Raw genomic sequence first — 17,693 nt, 5'->3', positions numbered from 1 at the left:
CCTCCCACAGGCAACGCCCGATTGCCTCGAAAACCTCCAATTTCCGCAAGAAACCGCACATTTCCCCAAGAAACATCCCAAGGCAATGTGCAGTATCCCGAGGAAATGTACAGCGCGAACAATCCCCGCTAGTGCATGTGACTGGTGTCGTTGACCAGCCGCACTGCGGCACCGCCATCGTCATAGAACTCGGCGATACTCAGTGAGGCGAGGTCGAGATGCAGCCGGAAAAGCAGGGATGGGCCAACATCGAGCGCCATTTTGAGGATCATCTTGATCGGCGTCACATGGGTGACAAGGATCACGTTCGAACCGCCATACTCGGCGACGAGTTCCGTTTTTGCTTTTTCGATGCGGCGCTGCACTTCGTCGAAAGCCTCGCCACCGGGCGGCGCGACCGATGTGTCCCCCATCCAGCGCTGAAAAAGTTCCGGGTCCCGGTCGGATGCCTCTGAAAATGTGAGGCCCTCCCACGCCCCGAAATCTGTCTCGATCAACCCATCGTGCACCACGACGTCGAGGCCAAGCTCGGATGCGACAGCTTCTGCGGTTTGGCGAGCCCGGCTGAGCGGCGACGCCACGACTGCAGCAACGCGGCCTCGCTGCCGACTCAGCCGTTCGGCCGCGCAGCGTGCTTGCCGTTGCCCTTCAGCAGTGAGTTCATGATCACCGCGGCCGGAGTATCTGCGCTCGATTGACAACCGAGTCTGGCCGTGCCGCAGCAATAGCAGCCGCGCAGGTTTGCCCACCGCTCCAGTCCAACCGGGGGCTTCCGATGCTTTAACCTCGACACCCGGGATTTCCAGCGTTGCCGAAGCAGGTTCGTGAGGGTCTTCCGCCGCTGGCAACGCGGCCGCTGCATCCATGGCTTCATTGGCCAGCCTGTCGGCGTGGGAGTTCTGGGCGCGGGGCACCCACGTGTACTCGACATGGCTGAAGCTCCGGGCTAGCTCTGCCGCTTTCCGCGCAAGCGGAATCATATCTGGATGTTTGACCTTCCAGCGGCCCGACATCTGTTCCACGACAAGCTTCGAATCCATGCGGACCTCGACCTCTGTCGCTCCGAGTTCGGCCGCAGCCTGCAGCCCTGCGATCAGCCCGCTGTATTCGGCGACGTTGTTCGTCGCGACCCCGATAGCGAGTTTGCGTTCGGCAAGCACCGCCCGGTCACTCGGGTCGAGTACAACCGCGCCGTATCCCGCCGGCCCTGGATTTCCGCGGGAACCACCGTCAGCTTCAACAACTACGCGATGTACTGAGTTCACTCCCCTGCATCCCCACTTATTTGGCCGTGCGAACGAGTATTGCGCCGCATTCCGGGCACTGGATAACGCGCTGTGCTGGTGTCGCTTTGATTCGTTCCATTTCTCCGCGGTCAAGTTCGATCCGGCATGCACCGCAGCGACTGCCCTGCAGTCTGCCTGCGCCGACGCTGTGCGCGCGCCGCTCAGATTCGTAGAGCGCGAGAAACTCCTCCGGGAACAGTCCGGCCAGCGTCTCGCGAGTTTCGTTGCACCGCCTCTCGGCGACGTCGAGGTCAGCGGTTGCGTCATTTCTTTTCAGGCCAGCAGCCTCGAGTTCTTGTTCCGCATGGGAGAGCCGCGCACCCGCGTGTTTGTGGTTCTCCTCGGCGGCTTCGCGCTGCTCCATCACTTCCAGCAGCTCGTCCTCGAGCAGCGACCTGCGCCGGGTCAGCGTGCCCAGTTCATGCTGCAACTCAGAAAGCTGTTTGGCCGCAACCGAACCCGACTGCATCAGCTGGCTGTCACGCGTCTCGCGTTGCCGCACTTGATCGATCTCGCGCTCAAGCCGCTTGATATCGCGATCGAGATCGTCCAGCGCGATTTCCGTCGCCACCGCTTCATCCTTGCGGGATTGGCGCTCTTTGTTCAGCCGCTCAATTTCCTTGTCCTCAGGAAGCGTCGAGCGGCGATGCCGGATGCGCAGAAGTTCAGCGTCAACATCGGCGAGGTCGAGGAGACGCTGTTGTACCTTGACGTCGACATCCACGTTCCTGCCCCCACTAACATTTGATGACTATCCACTGAACGACCAACCCTACCCCGCATTGGCGGGCACACAGTCAGCCATGCGCCAATGTCCACGGGTCGGTGCGGCGATCGCTTACGCGGGTTTCGACGGCTGCGGTCGCGAACTCCCGATCCACGACTGCTTTGGCCTGGTCGCACCAGGGAAACTCACTGGCCCAGTGCGCGACATCGATCAGCGCAGGGCCTCCGGAACGCAAGTGTTCGTCAGCCGGGTGGTGCCGCAGATCCGCCGTGACGTACGCATCGACGCCAAGTTTTGCGACGAGTGAGAGGAACGAGTCCCCAGCTCCGCCGCACACCGCGACACGCTCAATCATGCGATCGGGGTCCCCAGCAGCCCTCACACCCCAAGCAGTGGCGGGGAGGCTGATACCGACCCGCTGCGTGAACACACTCAACGGCTCGGGTTCAGCGAGTCGGCCGATTCTTCCCAGCCCTGTAGGCGCGGGCATCTCGGCAAGCTCGTACACATCGAAGGCTGGCTCCTCATACGGATGCGCAGACCGCAACGCGGCGAGCACCTGGGCGCGGCGACTCCGCGGCACCACCATTTCGTAGCGGTCTTCAGTGACACGCTCGAGTTCGCCCACCGATCCGATCGCGGGGTTCGCCGCATCCCCGGGACGGAACTGCCCCGTGCCGGTTACTGACCACCCACATTCGCTGTAGTCGCCGATCTGCCCCGCTCCTGCCGCGAACATCGCATTCGTAACAGCGCGCACGTCGTCGCCCGGAATGAATACCACCCATTTATCCAGCGAGCGCTGCGACTGGGCGGCGAGGGGTCCTTCAATGCGGAGGCCAAGCGCCGCAGCGAGCGCATCAGACACGCCTGGGTCAGCTGAGTCCGCGTTCGTGTGCGCCGTGAACAGCGCGCACCCGCCCCGGATCAGGCGGTGAATCAGCGCTCCCTTCGGGGTGTCCGTACCAACTCGGTCGACACCACGCAGAAGCAGCGGATGGTGGGCGACGAGCAGATCCGCACCCCAATCGAGCGCCTCGTCCACGACGGCCGCGGTCGCGTCGACAGCGAACAACACCTTCGCCGCGCGTTCGTTCGGATCGCCGCACACCAGTCCCACAGAATCCCACGACTCCGCTAGCTCCGGCGGGTATGCAAGGTCTAGGCAGCGCGTAATATCGCCTACTGTGGCGCGGGTATCCGGAGCGGTCACAACACCTCCCTGAGTGTGGAAACCAGAGTGTCCGAGGCAGCACGGTCCCTCACCGCCACTCTGACATAGTGGTCTGACAAACCGGGGAAGGTGTCGCCGCGGCGGACCGCAATGCCCCGTTCCCGCAGGCGCTGACGTACCCCCGCCCCCTGCTCGATATGCACCAGAAGGAAGGGGGCCGCCGCGGGTTCGGCTACCGTCACGCCGACGTTGGAGAGCGCGCGGAGCGCCGCGGTCAGATACCTGCGGTCCGCGCCGAGTTGCTGTGCGATTGCTGCCGACTCGCGTACCGCGGCCGGTTGGCAGCAAGCCACGATAGCCTCGAGTTGCAGAGTCCCGAGCGGCCAATGGGGCCGGCACTGGGCGAGCTGCCCGAGCAACTCTGGCGGGCCGAGCATGTAGCCGCAACGCAACCCCGCGAGCGCCCACGTTTTGGTGAGACTGCGCAACACGAGGATGTCAGGCGCGGAGTACGCGGCGAGCGACTCTCGTTCTTCAGGCACCATGTCCGCGAAGGCTTCGTCGACGACGACGATGCGGCCAGGCCGCCGCATCGACTCGATCTCACGCCGGGGGTGCAGAACAGATGTCGGATTCGTGGGGTTCCCGAGAACAAGCAAGTCCGCTTCCGCTGGAACACGGGCACTACGCAGGTCGAATGGAGCAGTCAGCACAACCCGCTCGATCGGCACGCCAGCCTGGCGCAGCGCAAACTCCGGTTCGGTGAATGATGGATGGATTATCGCTGCGCGCGCGGGCTCGAGCGCAGCGAGCAGCGAAAAGCCTTCCGCCGCACCGGCGAGAAGCAGCACCTCTTCAGGATCGCGGCCGTGACGCTGCGCGACGACGCCGCGCGCCCGGCGCTCCTCGGCCGCGCTTGGGTACCGCGCCAGATCCGGTAAGCGGGCCGCGAGTCGGCGCTGGAGCCAGTCCGGAGGGGCACAGCCGTGCACATTGACGGCGAAGTCCACCAGGCCAGCCGCAGCTTCGGCGTCACCGTGGTGACGCAGCGGATCCCATGTCTGCTGGCGCGGTGTCACAGCTCACGAGCGTACCGGGACGGCCGCCAGGCATGATGGGAGCATGGCTTCTACTCGCCTATTACGGCCAATAGTGCTCTTCGATCTTGACGGAACCCTCACCGACTCGGCGCCCGGCGTGATGACCAGCTTCTTGCATGCTCTCAGCAGCATCGGCCATACGCCGCCCGCCGGCATGGAAGTACTGGACGTCGTCGGTCCACCAATGATTGACACACTGACCGGTCTAGGCCTTGACCGCGCGGAGATCGACGCAGCGGTCGCCGCCTACCACGAACGCTACGACCAGGTGGGATGGTCAGAGTCTGAGCTATTCGACGGGATCGCTGAGCTGCTGGACGATCTTGACGCAGCCGGTGCACGCATCGGGCTCTCGACGTCGAAAGCGGAGAAGTACGCCGTGCGGATGCTCGAACACTTCGGCTTGGACAAGCACTTCGAGTTCATCGGCGGCGCGAGCGCGGACGGCTCGCGCCGGCGTAAAGCGGACGTCATCCGTCACACGCTCGGCCATCTCGGCGTGAACGCCGGGAGTTCTGGCCTCGGCGACCAGATCGTCATGATCGGTGATCGCGTTCATGACATCGCAGGCGCGAATACTTTTGGTATCCCCACAGCAGCGGTGACGTGGGGTTACGGGCCCGCGACAGAACACACTGAAGCGCAGTGGACGGTTGACACCGCCACACGACTGCGCGATCTGCTGCTCCCCGCGCACAAGGAGGACACGGCGTGCATGTGACGTTCATCTGTACTGGCAACATTTGCCGGTCACCCATGGCCGAGCGCATCTTTGCTGATGTGCTCGAACGCGAAGGCCTCGCTCATGCGGTGCGAGTGTCCAGCGCCGGCACGGGCAGCTGGCACGTTGGCGACCCGGCAGATCACCGGACGGTAGCCATCCTGCGCAAGCATGGCTACAGCACGTCGCATACCGCGCAGACGGTGGACGGTGAACACCTCAGCGCCGACCTCATCATCGCCCTCGATCGCGGGCACGTCCGCGAGCTGCGCCGCCGCGGTGCGGAACCGGAGCGACTGCGTCTGCTGCGCAGTTTCGAACCGGACGCGGATGCCGAGGACGTCGCTGACCCGTATTACGGCGATCTCGCTGACTTCGACGAGGTGCGCCGCCAGATCGAAGCGGCTGTTCCAGGTTTGCTGGAGTGGCTGCGCGAGAACATGTGATACGGGCAACCCGACAGTACCCAGCATTTCTTTCGGCTTGTCCGGACCAGCTACGGTGGTGACGTGCGACGAATCAGCTTTCTGTTCCGGCCCGGCTGGCTCGCGCTCGTCGCCGTCGTCGCAGTGTTCGCATATCTGTGCTTCACCATGCTCGCGCCATGGCAATTGGGTAAGAACGCCGCGACTGAACGCCGCAATGCGCTGATCGAGCAGTCCGTGCAAGCGGCGCCCATCCCCGTTTCCGAACTCGCGCCTGCAGGGTCATCGCCGGATCCGGACTTGGAGTGGCGGCGTGTGACGCTCTCCGGCACGTACGTTCCCGACCATGAGGTGGTGGCGCGGCTGCGCTCGGTCGAGGGCCAGCCTGCATTCGAGGTGCTTACGCCGCTCCGGCTAGATGATGGCAACGAAGTCCTGGTCAACCGTGGTTACGTGCACACCCAGCAAGGCACTGACGTACCCGAGTTCGATCCGGCGCCGACCGGGAATGTAAGCCTCGAGGGGCGCATGCGCATGCCGGAAGGAGCGCTCGGGCGCGAACCCATCATCGCCGCGGACGTCACACAGGTGTACAGCATCAATCCCGGCGAAATCGGCGACGTGACCGGCACGACCCTTCCCGACTTTTACGTCCAGCTAGACCCCGGCCAGCCCGGCGGACTGGGCGTGATCGGCCTCCCGCAACTCGACCGCGGACCGTTCCTTTCATACGGACTGCAATGGATCGCTTTCGGCATCATGGCACCACTGGGGCTGCTGTACTTCGTGCGTGCGGAACTGCGCGAGCGCCGGAGCGAAAAGGCTGCGCCCAACAATGCGCCCGGCAGCACCCCAGTGACCCGCCAACCGTCAACGCAAGACAAACTTGCGGACCGCTACGGCAAGCGCCGCTGATACCGCAGCCGCCGCGACTAGGTCTTGAACGCGCCCGGAAAGCCGAACGGCTCTGCGCAGATCCGCAACGCTTGGCTGTGGCCCCGAGCCCAGCACCGGCCGCTGTTCGGGCCCGTGCCGATACTCGGTGAGTCCCCCCAATCGGACGCCCAGCGCGCCCGCCATCGACGCTTCCGCTACGCCCGCGTTCGGACTTGGGTGAGCCGCAGCGTCACGGCGCCACACGGTCAGCGTGGCCACTCGGTCACCGCCGATCAACGGTGCGGCCGCCACCGTCGCCGCAGCTGATACGCGCGCAGGCAACAGGTTCAGCAGATCGTCGAGACGCGCGGAGGCCCAGCCGAATCGCAGGTACCTCGGTGATTTGTATCCCACGATCGCGTCGAGTGTGTTGACCGCGCGGTACATGACGACGCCGGGTGTACCGAGAACGAGCGCGTATACCAGCGGACCAATCGCGGCGTCCGACGTGTTCTCCGCTACTGATTCGACCGCCGCCCGCGCGAGGCCGTCGCTATCGAGCAACTCGGCGTCCCGCCCGCACAGCGATGGGAGCACATCGCGTGCACCCAACACGTCCCCGCTTTCGAGCCGGTCCGCCATTCGGTGCCCGACGCGGGTGAGCGATGTACCACCGAGCGCAGCCCATGTTGCAGCACCAAGCAGAACCGCGCGCGGCAGCGCGGCAGCGCTTACGCGCCGGTCGAGTAGTACTGCAGCACCTAGTGCTCCTCCCGCAAGCACGGTCGTGTACACGATTCCTGCTGCTCGGCGGTCCCGATAGATAGCGCGTTCGAGGGCGGCAGCGCAGCGCCCGAACCCGGCGACTGGATGGTATTCGCGAGGATCGCCGAGTAGCCGGTCAGCGGTATATCCCAGCGCGATGCCCGCCGCCCGAACCGCCATCGAGGTGCCTGTCACCCGAACATTTCTATCAGTCACGCAGACACCTCGTCATACCAGAGTCGGACGTCTCCCCGGACATGATCGGCCCCCAGACCGATGTACCTTTCGCGGCAATTCACAAGGATCGAGGTATGCAGACACCACCTCAATCGCCGATTCTGAGCGCACGGAATATAGTGAAAAACTTTGGGCCCACCCCAGTGCTCCGGAACGCTTCAGTCGATATTCACCCGCAGTCGGCAGTCGCGATAATGGGTCCGTCCGGATCGGGTAAATCCACGCTATTGCACGTTCTGAGCGGCATAATTACGCCGGACTCAGGTGCGGTTCACTTCTCCGGACGGACGATTAATGCGTTGAAAGAAAAGGAACGCACCGCGTTGCGCCGATCGGCATTCGGCTTCGTCTTCCAGACCGGCCAGCTCCTTCCCGAACTGCCCGCGATCGAGAACGTGGCGTTGCCACTGATTCTCGGTGGCGCGAAGATCGCCGAGGCGAAACAGCAAGCCGCCGCGTTCTTTGGACCTCTCGGCCTCGACGGGCTCGAACATCGCAGACCTGGCGAAATGTCGGGTGGACAGGCGCAGCGGGTGGCCATTGCACGTGCCCTTGCCCCACGCCCCGCCGTCCTGTTCGCCGATGAGCCCACCGGAGCGCTCGATGCGCACACCAGTCGCGAAGTGATGTCACTACTGCGCCACGCAACGAGCCACACCGGCGCGGCACTCGTTGTTGTCACGCACGATCCTGAGGTTGCCGAATTCTGTGACGCCACGGTGCATGTTCGGGAAGGCCAGCTCAGCAACCCGCAGCGGAAAGGTGCTCGATGATGCACATGGCTCGTGAGGTGCAGGCAACGGCGCGCGTGGGCCTGCTGACTGTGCGCGCGGAAGGAACACGGACACTAAGCACGTGGGCGCTTCCAGTCATCGCGTTCGCGTGTTCGACCGCGCTTGCCTTGACTGTCTTCGGCGGATACTCCGCGTTCTCCGCTCGAGATACACATCCGGACGCTGTGATGTATCAAGTTCTCGCCGCGATCGCATCGATTCTCATCATCGTTCCGTGCTTTACTCTTGGGCTTGCGGCGGCTCGTCTTGGCGCGCGCCGGCGCGACGCGCGCCTGGCGGCCCTCCGGTTAGCCGGTGCAACCCCGCGTCAGGTCGTCGCGCTGTCCGCAGTTGAGGCGGCAGCACAAGGCTGTCTCGGCGCCGTTGTCGGCAGCCTGCTGTATGCCGCGTCTCTGCCGCTGGTTGCGCAGCTGCCATTTCAGGGCGACCCGTTTGCGGTGCGCGAATTGTGGGTCGGTCCTGCCGTTCTCGGTGGCGTCATCGCCGGAGTGACAGTTCTTGCCGCCGTTTCGGCTCTGGTTGGTCTGCGCTCGGTGGCGATCAGCCCGCTTGGCGTGGCTCAGCGCCACGCTCCACCGCCGCCGAAGTGGCTGTTCGCCGCAGGTGCCGTGCTGGTTATCGTGCTGTGGGGGCAGCTCAATCCAGCCGCGTTCGGTATCGGTGGCTTGCTGGCGGGCTTGGCGGTTGTATTCCTCCTCATCAATGTTGTCGGTCCGTTCGTCGTTTCGGTAGTGGGCCGCATTCTCGTGTCGCGTGCACGTGACGCCGCGGCGCTCATCGCCGCGCGCCGGATTCTCGACGATCCAAAGCAGGTGTGGCGCAGTGTCGGTGGCGTCACGGTTGCGAGCTTTGTTGCCGCAGGTACCTCGCTTCTTACCGCGATCGGAACGGTGGATGATCCGGCACAAGCCCAGCTGATGACGGATATGCGGCTTGGTGTGGCGTTCACCTTAGCCGTGACGTTCGCGCTCGCCGCGATCTCGGCAGTCCTCACGCAGATCGCGTCGATCCTCGAAAATCGCGACTTATACCGGAACCTGGCCCTCGCGGGGACGCCCTTCGAGACGATGGATGCGGCACGTATGCGACAAGTGCGAACCCCCGTGATTGTGATGTCGCTGATCGGCGCAGGGTTCGCGCTCGCATTCCTCTTCCCCATCACCGGGCTCGTTGTGCTGACAAGCCCCTTGGCGCTCCTCCAACTGGCGGCGCTCATGATCGTGGGCTGTGGCCTGGTCATCGCTGCGGTCTACGGGTCGAGGCCGGTGCTCCGCACTGTGATGCGCACGTGAACGCTCCGGCGATGAGAATTGCTCGCGGCCGGGTCTAATCTGAGAGGGAAGGAGTCGCCATGACGCACCGCGGCCCGGAAACCTGTGAACTCGATCGAACGTTCTTGGCGCCGCTCATCACGAGCGCCGCCAAGGGCGGCTGGACGTATGTCGTCATGCCTGGATCAACGGAGTTTTTCGGCACTCGCGGCCGGGTGCGCGTGAGCGGGACGATCGACGATCACCCGTTCGAAAGCTCTTTCATGGCATTGGGCGACGGTCGGCACAAACTGCCCGTGAAGCGCAGCCTCCTCAATGCGATCGGTAAACGCACCGGCGACACGGTGGTTGTGCATCTCGCCCGTCGGCTCAGCTAGGCGGACACGCAGCGCATATCAATCAAGCGACACTGTGCTCAGCACCGCGTCATCCCCGCCATATTCGGCGACCGCTTCGGGGAAGATCTCGTCGAGATCCGTCTCCATCATCAGGACGTTGTAGTCGCTCCATCGCGAGATCGCGAAATACAGCGTGTTGCCGGACGACCACGGGTGGACATATGGCGCGTACAGGCCGGTGATGTCATCACTGGTAATGAGGACCGTGCCTTCGGTCCATGGTCCTTCGGGGCGGTCGGCAGTGCGCAGCACAATCGTGCCCGCTGGCTCATCGGCGTAAAGTGCCACAAACTTTCCGAGGTAGTCGTTCCAGTGGACTGACAATTCGCTCACCGGCGCGGGAATGACTGCGGCCGCCGCACCCGGCTCGACCGCCCACCCCTCACCGTCCCAGTACTCGTACGCACCAAGATCTAGCAAGCGTTCCGCGGGCACACGCGAGAGGTGCGCAGAACCGAAGCGTCCTGGTGGCGTGCCGAAGCCGTAGACGTATTCGGCATGCGCGACGTAAGAGTGCATCTGGAAGTTCTCATTCCCGGCGCTGACTTGCGGGAATCCGTCAATGCCGTCGAGGCTGATGCCGCCGTTCAGCCGGATCGTTCCTAGTTCTGTACGCCACGTTTCGCCGTTGTCTTCGGACACCGCGATCGCAGAGAAGTTGGTCCGCCAATGCCCATGATCGCCCCAATCCCGCACGGACATGAAGTTGATGTACTGGGTGCCACCCACCGCGATTGCAGCCGTTGGAATAATCGTGATTTCGGTGCCCGCGAGACCGAGACCGTCGATGATCTGCCGTGCGAAGTTCTGTCGCTCCTCAAGCACCGGCGCGCCTGCGCTCGGTTCGCCGTGGTCAGGATCAAGGAAGGTCATGCCATCGGAGAGGTCCGTATCGTCGCTGCGCAGGAGCGCATTGCTGCGCCACTCACCGTCTGGTTCGCGACAGTCACCAACGGTATCGCCGAACGCCGTCAAGATCTGCCTGTTAGTGCCCGGCACTCCGTTGTCCCACATAATGCCAAGATCTGTTCCAGTGATGCCAAAGCGTGAGAACGTATCGTTAGGGCTCATCGGTCCCGTGAGCCACTCAACCGTCTGCGTGGGACTCGTGCTCGGCATCTGCGGCAGAACACCTTGCTGCGACTCACCCGAGTGGGTGATTCCGGCGAATGTATCGAGACCGCCGCCAGGCACACCTGACCCGCCACTACAAGGCTGAGCCGTCGCCACCCCCGCTGCCAGCACAACACCGCCCACCGCCACTGAGACAACTGCGGTGACTGCGGAAACAGTGCGGCCCGATGGCCCAAAGGGGCTCGTTGGACGTGATGTCAGCCTAAGTGACATAAAACAGCTCCACCTACTGGACGCTTTCCCGTGCAAGTACCAGTGCGCGAACCGGTAGCTAGGTGAAAGTTACTTGTACAGAAGGTGTTCCGTGCCGCTTGTTGTCTCAGCGGGGCGACAAGTCGATCACGATCAGAATCGATCAAGCCAGGGCGAGGCCAGTCACCTTGTATCGCCGTCGATCATTAGTCGGCCATCGCTGCTGACCACACGCAGAATCGCCTGCTTGGTCTGCCCGTCATAAGTGAGACCGTTGACCCGCATGTCAACGGAGCCGTCATCGTTGTTCGCGTGTTTGTACGCTTCGATGAGTCCGAAGCTCTGAATGGTGCGCGCACCCCAATAAGACTGGAACTCTTGCTGCGAACCGTATACCTGCTGCGCTGCCGCAGTCAGTAGCGACCACGATCCGGCAGGGTTGCTGTAGAACTGTTGCACGAGCTGCCCAGCCTGTCCCCAGTCCACCGCAGATCCCGTGTGAGGAGTTGGCCCCGCGTCGGCCACGATAGTCTCCGTTGCCTCTGGATCTGTCGGGTCGCCTGGGCCTGCCAGGTTGGCGGCGTAGATTACGGCTGCGAACACCGCCAACATCACGACGCCGACCAGCCCTGCGTAAACCCCTGTCCGTTTCCGCTCCGCTGTTCGGCCGGGTGCGGGCGGCGAGACCTGGCCTATGCTGCGCGGATTTCCGCTATTCGGGCGCACCTTTGTTGGCACAGCGGAGACCGAGCGGCCAGTTCGCCGACTCAGGCCCTTACTGGCCGTTCCTAATTGCGGCAGGCGGCTCGTCGTTGCCGCGCTCGCCCCGGAACTCGCCAATCGGCCGAGCGCTGCGCATGCCTGACTCATTGACGGCCGATCGGCCGGATCGGCACTGAGAAGTTCCCGTAAGAGTTCGGTAGCTGGCCCCGCGGCCCGAGGCTCCTTGGTCTCAGCGTTGGCGGCAGCATACAGCAGGGCAAGGGAGTTATCGCCAGACCCGTAGGGCGGCTCGCCCTCGATCGCGTGGAAGAGCGTCGCCCCCAGACTGAAAACATCGGACGCGGGAGTGGGTTCGGCGCCGCGAGCGACCTCGGGGGGCAAGTACGCGGCGGTACCGGATACGAGCCCGGCGGCGGTGAGGGTAACGTCGCCCATCGCTTTGGAGATCCCGAAGTCGGTGATTTTGGCGACACCTTGGTCGCTGATCAGGATGTTTCCGGGTTTGACGTCGCGATGGACAATACCGGCCGCGTGTGCGGCAATGAGCGCATCCGCGACCTGCTCACCGATACGCGCGGCCTGCTGCACGGGCAGCACGCGGCGCTCTGCGAGCACCGCCGCGAGGCTGCGTGATGCGAAATACTCCATGACGAGGCATGGATTGCCCTCATGCTCGGTGATGTCGTATACCACGATGGCGTTGGGGTGATGAAAGCGAGCAGCGTTGCGTGCTTCCCGCACCGCCCGCTGCTGAACCAGGGCACGTTCACCATCGGTGAAACTGGGCTGAATGGGGATTTGCTTCACCGCGACGGAACGTTCAAGACGCTGGTCAACGGCCCGCCAAACGACTCCAGCGCCGCCGCTGCCGATTCGTTCGGCCAGGCGATAATGCCCAGCAACCAGCTGACCGGCTTCGATAGCATCCACCCCGCATGTACGCCTACTCGTTAGCTGAAGCTTGTGCCCCAGCGATAGCTGACCGCGCGTCCGCGCACGCTTCAGGCGAGTGTACTGCGGAGGACGGCCGCAACGAGCGAAGCATGGGCTATCTCACCGGAGCGGCGCATTCCAGCAGGTACAGAGCGGTCTCCACTGCTTCACCTGCGGTCACTCCGCCACCACCAACCGGGTCCTCCCAGTAGTCAGGCCCATACGCCAGAGCGCTTCCCACGTTCCCAGGTTGCCAATCCATCGCGTTCTCCTCGAATGTCCGGGTACAGCATTCACGGTAGGGAGTGAGAACCGACGGCCCAAGAGCCGAAAGAGACAAGGTTGGAGGGACATTTGGCCCTAGCAAACGGGGTCTATGGAGCGCCCTGCCGCGGTTGGGCAATTGTGAAGGATCAGGGTGCCGACAGCACCCAATTTCTACCGGATTTCGTGGAGCCCGAAAACAAGTAACCGTGCCCGGTAGGGTTCGGTTACTCAAGGTCGCTCATGTGAGCACGGAGTGGGCGCAGAGGGATTTGAACCCCCGACCACTGGTGTGTAAGACCAGCGCTCTACCACTGAGCTATACGCCCGCCATTGCCGCCTGAGCTTCAGGCGCTGCTTGAAGAGGGTAGCGCGTTGAGCGCATTCTCCCAAGCTGACTGGTCACGGGGTACGCCAGGCGGTCCCGCTTCCACAAATCTGATCGTGCCCGCCACGTCGATTACGAACGTCCCACGGTTTGGCATGCCACTGCGTTCATTCAGCACACCGTATGCGGACGCCACCTGGCCGTGCGGCCAGAAGTCGGACAGAACGGGAAATAGGTAGCCCTGGCCCGCCGACCAAATCTTGTGCACCGGTGGCGCGCTGACCGAAATGGCGAGAATCTCGGTGGTTTGGTTCTGAAAAACGGGCAAATTGTCGCGCACCTGTCCAAGCTCACTTTGACAGGTGCCAGTGAAGGCGAGCGGAAAGAAGACCAGCAGGACATTCTTTTGGCCGCGAAACCCTGAAAGCGTGACCATCTGGTTGTTCTGGTCGCGCAAAGTGAAGTCAGGTGCCTGATCTCCGATGGCTAAGCCCATCAGCGCTTCCCGACCCGGGCCCTCGGCTGCACGAGTCGTGCACCCATCCAGGGACCAAGGTTGACAGTTGACGTCTGAGTAAGACCGGCAGTGGGCGCGGACTCGGCGATCTCGCTAGGTTCGACATGACCTGGCCTGCCGGTTTTCGGGGAAAGCACCCAGATAAAGCCATCATCCGACAGCGGCGCAATTGCGTCCATCAGGGCGTCGACAAGGTCACCATCGCCGTCACGCCACCACAGGAGGACCACGTCCACGACCTCATCCGTGTCCTCATCTGCGAGCGCGTCACCGCAGGCTGCTTCAACGGAATCACGAATGTCATCACTTACATCGTCGTCCCAGCCGAGTTCCTGAACCACCATTCCGTTGGTTATGCCCAGTCGCTCCGCGTATGTCCGAGCATCCGTCCCGGCCACGTTATTGGTTCCTCCTGTTCGTGGGGTTTTCTTGCTTTGATAATCACCCTTGGGCCGGCAGAATGCATCCCCCGGGCCCCAAAAGTTTCGAAGATTTTTCCGGCAACCGCAGCTGTGCGGTCGAGAACTGTACTTCGCGGGCGTTTCCCCAGCATAAGGGCTGCGGGTGCAACGGCTAACGCCTCATCGCTGACGGTGAATGTCGCGAGTGGTGCCGCAGGCGGTGCCACAAACTCAAGACGAACACGCGTGCAGCGAGAGCCGCCGGAACCCGCAGGGTCTCCAGCCGTCGTCCGCGGAGTGCACGGCACGGCGGCCCGTTCACGCCTGTTCACGAGCGTCACCCTACCCCTTCGTGTTGCCAGGCGGCGAGAAATGTGCGGGTACGCGTCAAATCTCGGAGTTGCCCATCATGTGGGATTGCTACATCCACTATTTGACCAACCTCAATGGTGCGCCGGAAAGTAATCTAGGCGACAATTGGGGTTGTCCAAACCTTGTACAACCTCGGTCTGGATCGCCCCGCCCCGTCGCCGCGGACCCAACCAGGTCCAACGACCACGCCCACAAGGAGTGCCGACGTGCCTAACCAGATATCGCCCCGTAAAGATCGAGACCGTGTTCGCGTTATCCGCGAGGGCGTTGCTTCTTATCTGCCCGATATCGATCCCGATGAAACCTCTGAATGGCTTGAGTCGTTCGATGCGATGCTCTCCCATTCTTCCCCTGAACGCGGCAGATATCTGCTCCTGCGGCTTCTCGAGCGGGCGAACGAGCGGCGCGTTGCCCTTCCCGCTCTGACGTCTACTGATTACGTCAATACCATTCCCACTGAAAGGGAACCCTGGTTCCCGGGCGACGAAGAGGTCGAGCGAACCTATCGCCGCTGGATCCGCTGGAACGCCGCGATCATGGTGCATCGCGCGCAGCGCCCCGGCGTTGGTGTGGGCGGCCACATCTCGACCTATGCCTCGTCAGCGGCACTCTACGAGGTTGGGTTCAACCACTTCTTCCGCGGCAAGTCCCACTCAGGCGGTGGAGATCAGGTCTTCATTCAGGGGCACGCATCACCGGGCGTCTACGCGCGCGCGTTCCTCGAGGGACGGCTGACGGCAGATCAGCTTGACGGCTTCCGGCAGGAGCACAGCCACGCCGGCGAGGGCGGCGGACTACCGTCCTACCCGCACCCGCGGCTGATGCCCGAGTTCTGGGAATTCCCGACGGTCTCTATGGGGCTGGGCCCGATGAACGCGATTTACCAGGCGCGCTTCAACCACTACCTCCGCGATCGCGGCATCAAGGACACCTCCGACCAGCACGTGTGGGCATTCCTTGGCGACGGCGAGATGGACGAACCCGAGTCACGCGGACTTGTCCACATGGCTGCGCTCGAAGGCCTCGACAACCTCACGTTTGTGATCAACTGCAACCTGCAGCGCCTTGATGGACCGGTGCGCGGTAACGGGAAGATCATTCAGGAACTCGAGTCGTTCTTCCGCGGCGCGGGCTGGAACGTCATCAAGGTGATCTGGGGCCGCGAGTGGGACTCGCTGTTTTATGCCGATAAGGATGGCGCGCTCGTCAATCTGATGAACACCACCCCGGACGGCGACTTCCAGACCTACAAAGCAAATGACGGCAGCTACGTGCGTGAGCACTTCTTCGGCCGCGATCCGCGGACTAAGGAACTCGTCAAGGGCCTGAGTGACGCGGACATCTGGAACCTCAAGCGCGGTGGCCATGACTACCGCAAGGTCTACGCCGCCTACAAGGCCGCGACCAGCCACAAGGGCCAGCCTACGGTGATCCTTGCCCACACCATCAAGGGTTATCAGCTCGGCACCCATTTCGAGGGCCGCAATGCCACCCACCAGATGAAGAAACTCGCGCTCGACGATCTCAAGCAGTTCCGGGATCGCCAGCGCATCCCGATCACGGATGAGCAGCTGGAAAAGGATCCGTACCTGCCGCCGTACTACCACCCGGGCAAAGACACTCCGGAGATCGAATACATGCTCGAGCGCCGGAAGCAGCTCGGTGGATTCGTCCCGTCTCGCCGCAACAGCACCAAACCACTCCCCTTGCCTGACGACAAAACCTACGCGGCAGTCCGCAAGGGTTCGGGGAAGCAGGAGGTTGCCACCACGATGGCGGTGGTGCGCCTCTTCAAGGAACTCCTCCGCGACAAGGAAATTGGTAAGCGGATCGTGCCAATCATCCCCGACGAGGCGCGGACCTTCGGTATGGATTCGTGGTTCCCGTCCCTGAAGATCTACAACCGCCACGGCCAGCTGTACACATCGGTTGATGCGGAACTCATGCTCGCCTATAAGGAGTCCGAAGCGGGCCAGATCCTGCATGAGGGCATCAACGAGGCCGGTTCCACCGGTTCGTTCATCGCAGCCGGCACGTCGTACTCGACGCATGACGAGACGATGATCCCGATCTACATCTTCTACTCGATGTTCGGGTTCCAGCGCACCGGCGACAGCTTCTGGGCAGCCGCAGACCAGATGGCACGCGGCTTCGTGCTCGGCGCGACCGCTGGCCGCACCACGCTGACCGGTGAGGGCCTGCAGCACGCAGACGGCCACTCGCACACGCTGGCTTCGACCAACCCGGCCTGTATCGCGTACGACCCCGCTTTCGGGTTCGAGCTCGCCCACATCGTGAAGGACGGCCTGCGGCGCATGTACGGGCCGGAGGCCGAGAACGTCTTCTACTACATCACCCTGTACAACGAGCCGTTCGTTCAGCCCGCTGAGCCGAAGGATCTCGACGTCGACGGCCTCCTCAAAGGCATGTATCGCTACGCGAAGGCCGAGAAGGGCAAGTACAAGGCCAATATCCTCGTGTCCGGTGTCGCGGTGCCGTGGGCGCTGCGTGCGCAGGAAGTGCTCGCCAAGGAATGGGACGTCGCAGCGGACGTGTGGTCGGTGACCTCATGGACCGAGCTGCGCAGGGATGGTCGCCGCACCGAGGACGAGGCGCTGCGCGACCCGTCCGCGAAGAAGCGTGAGCCGTATGTGACGAAGGTGCTCAAGAAGGCGGACGGACCGTTCGTCGGTGTTTCCGACTGGGAAAGCGCAGTACCTGACCAGATCCGCACCTGGGTTCCGGGCCACTACGTGACTCTCGGCGCCGATGGTTTCGGCTTCTCCGATACCCGCCCAGCAGCACGCCGCTACTTCAACATCGATTCGGAGTCAATCGTCGTTGGCGTGCTCAACGCACTCGCGGATGAGGGCTCGATCGATCGTGACGTCGCGGCGAAAGCGGCACGCGAGTACCGGATCGACGACGTAGCCGCCGCACCTGAGCAGACGTCAGATCCTGGCGTCGCGTGATTCCGGCTGCCAGCGGGGTACTGTCACGAGTATGTCAGCGTGACAGTACTCGCGCCGATAGGCGGCAGCACGTGATGAGGGGT

At 63.1% G+C, this 17,693-nt stretch carries 17 protein-coding genes and 1 tRNA gene; 7 read left to right on the top strand and 11 right to left on the bottom strand.

The genetic code is table 11. The annotated features are described in order from the left end of the window. Window positions 1-128: 128 nt before the first annotated feature. From ONR57_RS18765 to cobC, 4 genes are all read right to left on the bottom strand, one after another. A complete protein-coding gene (locus tag ONR57_RS18765; protein WP_265125045.1) occupies window positions 129-1,265 on the bottom strand; it encodes a bifunctional RNase H/acid phosphatase in 1,137 nt (378 codons plus the stop codon). Between the two features lie 16 nt (window positions 1,266-1,281). Continuing rightward, window positions 1,282-2,010 (bottom strand): zinc ribbon domain-containing protein, encoded by a 729-nt coding sequence (locus tag ONR57_RS18760; RefSeq protein WP_265125044.1) that lies wholly within the window; start codon window positions 2,008-2,010, stop codon window positions 1,282-1,284. A gap of 73 nt (window positions 2,011-2,083) precedes the next feature. Beyond that, window positions 2,084-3,226, bottom strand: coding sequence for a Nif3-like dinuclear metal center hexameric protein (locus ONR57_RS18755; RefSeq protein WP_265125043.1), 1,143 nt, complete (start codon window positions 3,224-3,226; stop codon window positions 2,084-2,086). Next, the gene (cobC, locus tag ONR57_RS18750; protein WP_265125042.1) at window positions 3,223-4,266 is read right to left on the bottom strand and encodes an Rv2231c family pyridoxal phosphate-dependent protein CobC; all 1,044 of its coding nucleotides are present in this window, start codon (window positions 4,264-4,266) and stop codon (window positions 3,223-3,225) included. Before cobC ends, ONR57_RS18755 begins: the two co-directional genes overlap by 4 nt. 43 nt (window positions 4,267-4,309) lie before the next feature. Between cobC and ONR57_RS18745 the strand changes: the two genes are divergently transcribed. The 3 genes from ONR57_RS18745 to ONR57_RS18735 all read left to right on the top strand — a co-directional run bounded on the left by ONR57_RS18745 (window position 4,310) and on the right by ONR57_RS18735 (window position 6,348). Next, the gene (locus tag ONR57_RS18745) at window positions 4,310-5,008 is read left to right on the top strand and encodes an HAD-IA family hydrolase (RefSeq protein WP_265125041.1); all 699 of its coding nucleotides are present in this window, start codon (window positions 4,310-4,312) and stop codon (window positions 5,006-5,008) included. Window positions 5,009-5,043: 35 nt separating this feature from the next. Then, window positions 5,044-5,454, top strand: coding sequence for a low molecular weight protein-tyrosine-phosphatase (locus ONR57_RS18740; protein WP_265125500.1), 411 nt, complete (start codon window positions 5,044-5,046; stop codon window positions 5,452-5,454). Between the two features lie 63 nt (window positions 5,455-5,517). Continuing rightward, window positions 5,518-6,348 (top strand): SURF1 family protein, encoded by an 831-nt coding sequence (locus ONR57_RS18735; protein WP_265125040.1) that lies wholly within the window; start codon window positions 5,518-5,520, stop codon window positions 6,346-6,348. On the opposite strand, the gene ONR57_RS18730 is transcribed toward ONR57_RS18735, so the two are convergent. Beyond that, window positions 6,304-7,254, bottom strand: coding sequence for a cobalamin biosynthesis protein (locus tag ONR57_RS18730; protein ID WP_265125499.1), 951 nt, complete (start codon window positions 7,252-7,254; stop codon window positions 6,304-6,306). The two genes, ONR57_RS18735 and ONR57_RS18730, sit on opposite strands and share 45 nt — an antisense overlap. A 77-nt stretch (window positions 7,255-7,331) precedes the next feature. Between ONR57_RS18730 and ONR57_RS18725 the strand changes: the two genes are divergently transcribed. From ONR57_RS18725 to ONR57_RS18715, 3 genes are read left to right on the top strand one after another with little or no spacing between them, the layout of a single operon-like run. Beyond that, entirely contained in the window at window positions 7,332-8,084 is a 753-nt protein-coding gene (locus ONR57_RS18725; RefSeq protein WP_308198713.1) for an ABC transporter ATP-binding protein, read from the top strand. Continuing rightward, window positions 8,081-9,397, top strand: a complete 1,317-nt coding sequence (locus tag ONR57_RS18720) for an FtsX-like permease family protein (RefSeq protein WP_265125038.1) — start codon at window positions 8,081-8,083, stop codon at window positions 9,395-9,397. The genes ONR57_RS18725 and ONR57_RS18720 overlap by 4 nt, the downstream gene beginning before the upstream one ends. A gap of 59 nt (window positions 9,398-9,456) precedes the next feature. Beyond that, window positions 9,457-9,753, top strand: coding sequence for a DUF1905 domain-containing protein (locus tag ONR57_RS18715; protein ID WP_265125037.1), 297 nt, complete (start codon window positions 9,457-9,459; stop codon window positions 9,751-9,753). A gap of 18 nt (window positions 9,754-9,771) precedes the next feature. On the opposite strand, the gene ONR57_RS18710 is transcribed toward ONR57_RS18715, so the two are convergent. The 6 genes from ONR57_RS18710 to ONR57_RS18685 form a co-directional block, all read right to left on the bottom strand. Then, window positions 9,772-11,121, bottom strand: a complete 1,350-nt coding sequence (locus ONR57_RS18710; RefSeq protein WP_265125036.1) for a DUF4185 domain-containing protein — start codon at window positions 11,119-11,121, stop codon at window positions 9,772-9,774. 162 nt (window positions 11,122-11,283) lie between these two features. Continuing rightward, entirely contained in the window at window positions 11,284-12,753 is a 1,470-nt protein-coding gene (locus ONR57_RS18705) for a protein kinase (RefSeq protein ID WP_265125035.1), read from the bottom strand. A 118-nt stretch (window positions 12,754-12,871) separates the two neighbouring features. Further along, window positions 12,872-12,997 (bottom strand): hypothetical protein, encoded by a 126-nt coding sequence (locus ONR57_RS18700; protein ID WP_265125034.1) that lies wholly within the window; start codon window positions 12,995-12,997, stop codon window positions 12,872-12,874. A 280-nt stretch (window positions 12,998-13,277) separates the two neighbouring features. Then, window positions 13,278-13,349 (bottom strand) — tRNA-Val (locus ONR57_RS18695). Window positions 13,350-13,367: 18 nt separating this feature from the next. Beyond that, window positions 13,368-13,844: a peroxiredoxin gene (locus ONR57_RS18690; protein ID WP_265125033.1), complete on the bottom strand. Its 477-nt coding sequence runs from the start codon at window positions 13,842-13,844 to the stop codon at window positions 13,368-13,370. Next, a complete protein-coding gene (locus ONR57_RS18685) occupies window positions 13,844-14,209 on the bottom strand; it encodes a DUF3052 domain-containing protein (RefSeq protein WP_374116497.1) in 366 nt (121 codons plus the stop codon). The genes ONR57_RS18690 and ONR57_RS18685 overlap by 1 nt, the downstream gene beginning before the upstream one ends. Window positions 14,210-14,844: 635 nt before the next feature. On the opposite strand from ONR57_RS18685, the gene aceE reads away from it, so the two are divergent. Then, entirely contained in the window at window positions 14,845-17,610 is a 2,766-nt protein-coding gene (gene aceE, locus ONR57_RS18680; protein ID WP_265125031.1) for a pyruvate dehydrogenase (acetyl-transferring), homodimeric type, read from the top strand. Window positions 17,611-17,693 lie beyond the last annotated feature (83 nt).

The organism is Hoyosella sp. YIM 151337, from assembly GCF_026041215.1.
GTDB lineage: Bacteria > Actinomycetota > Actinomycetes > Mycobacteriales > Mycobacteriaceae > Hoyosella.
This window is presented reverse-complemented; position numbering and strand designations above follow the sequence as displayed.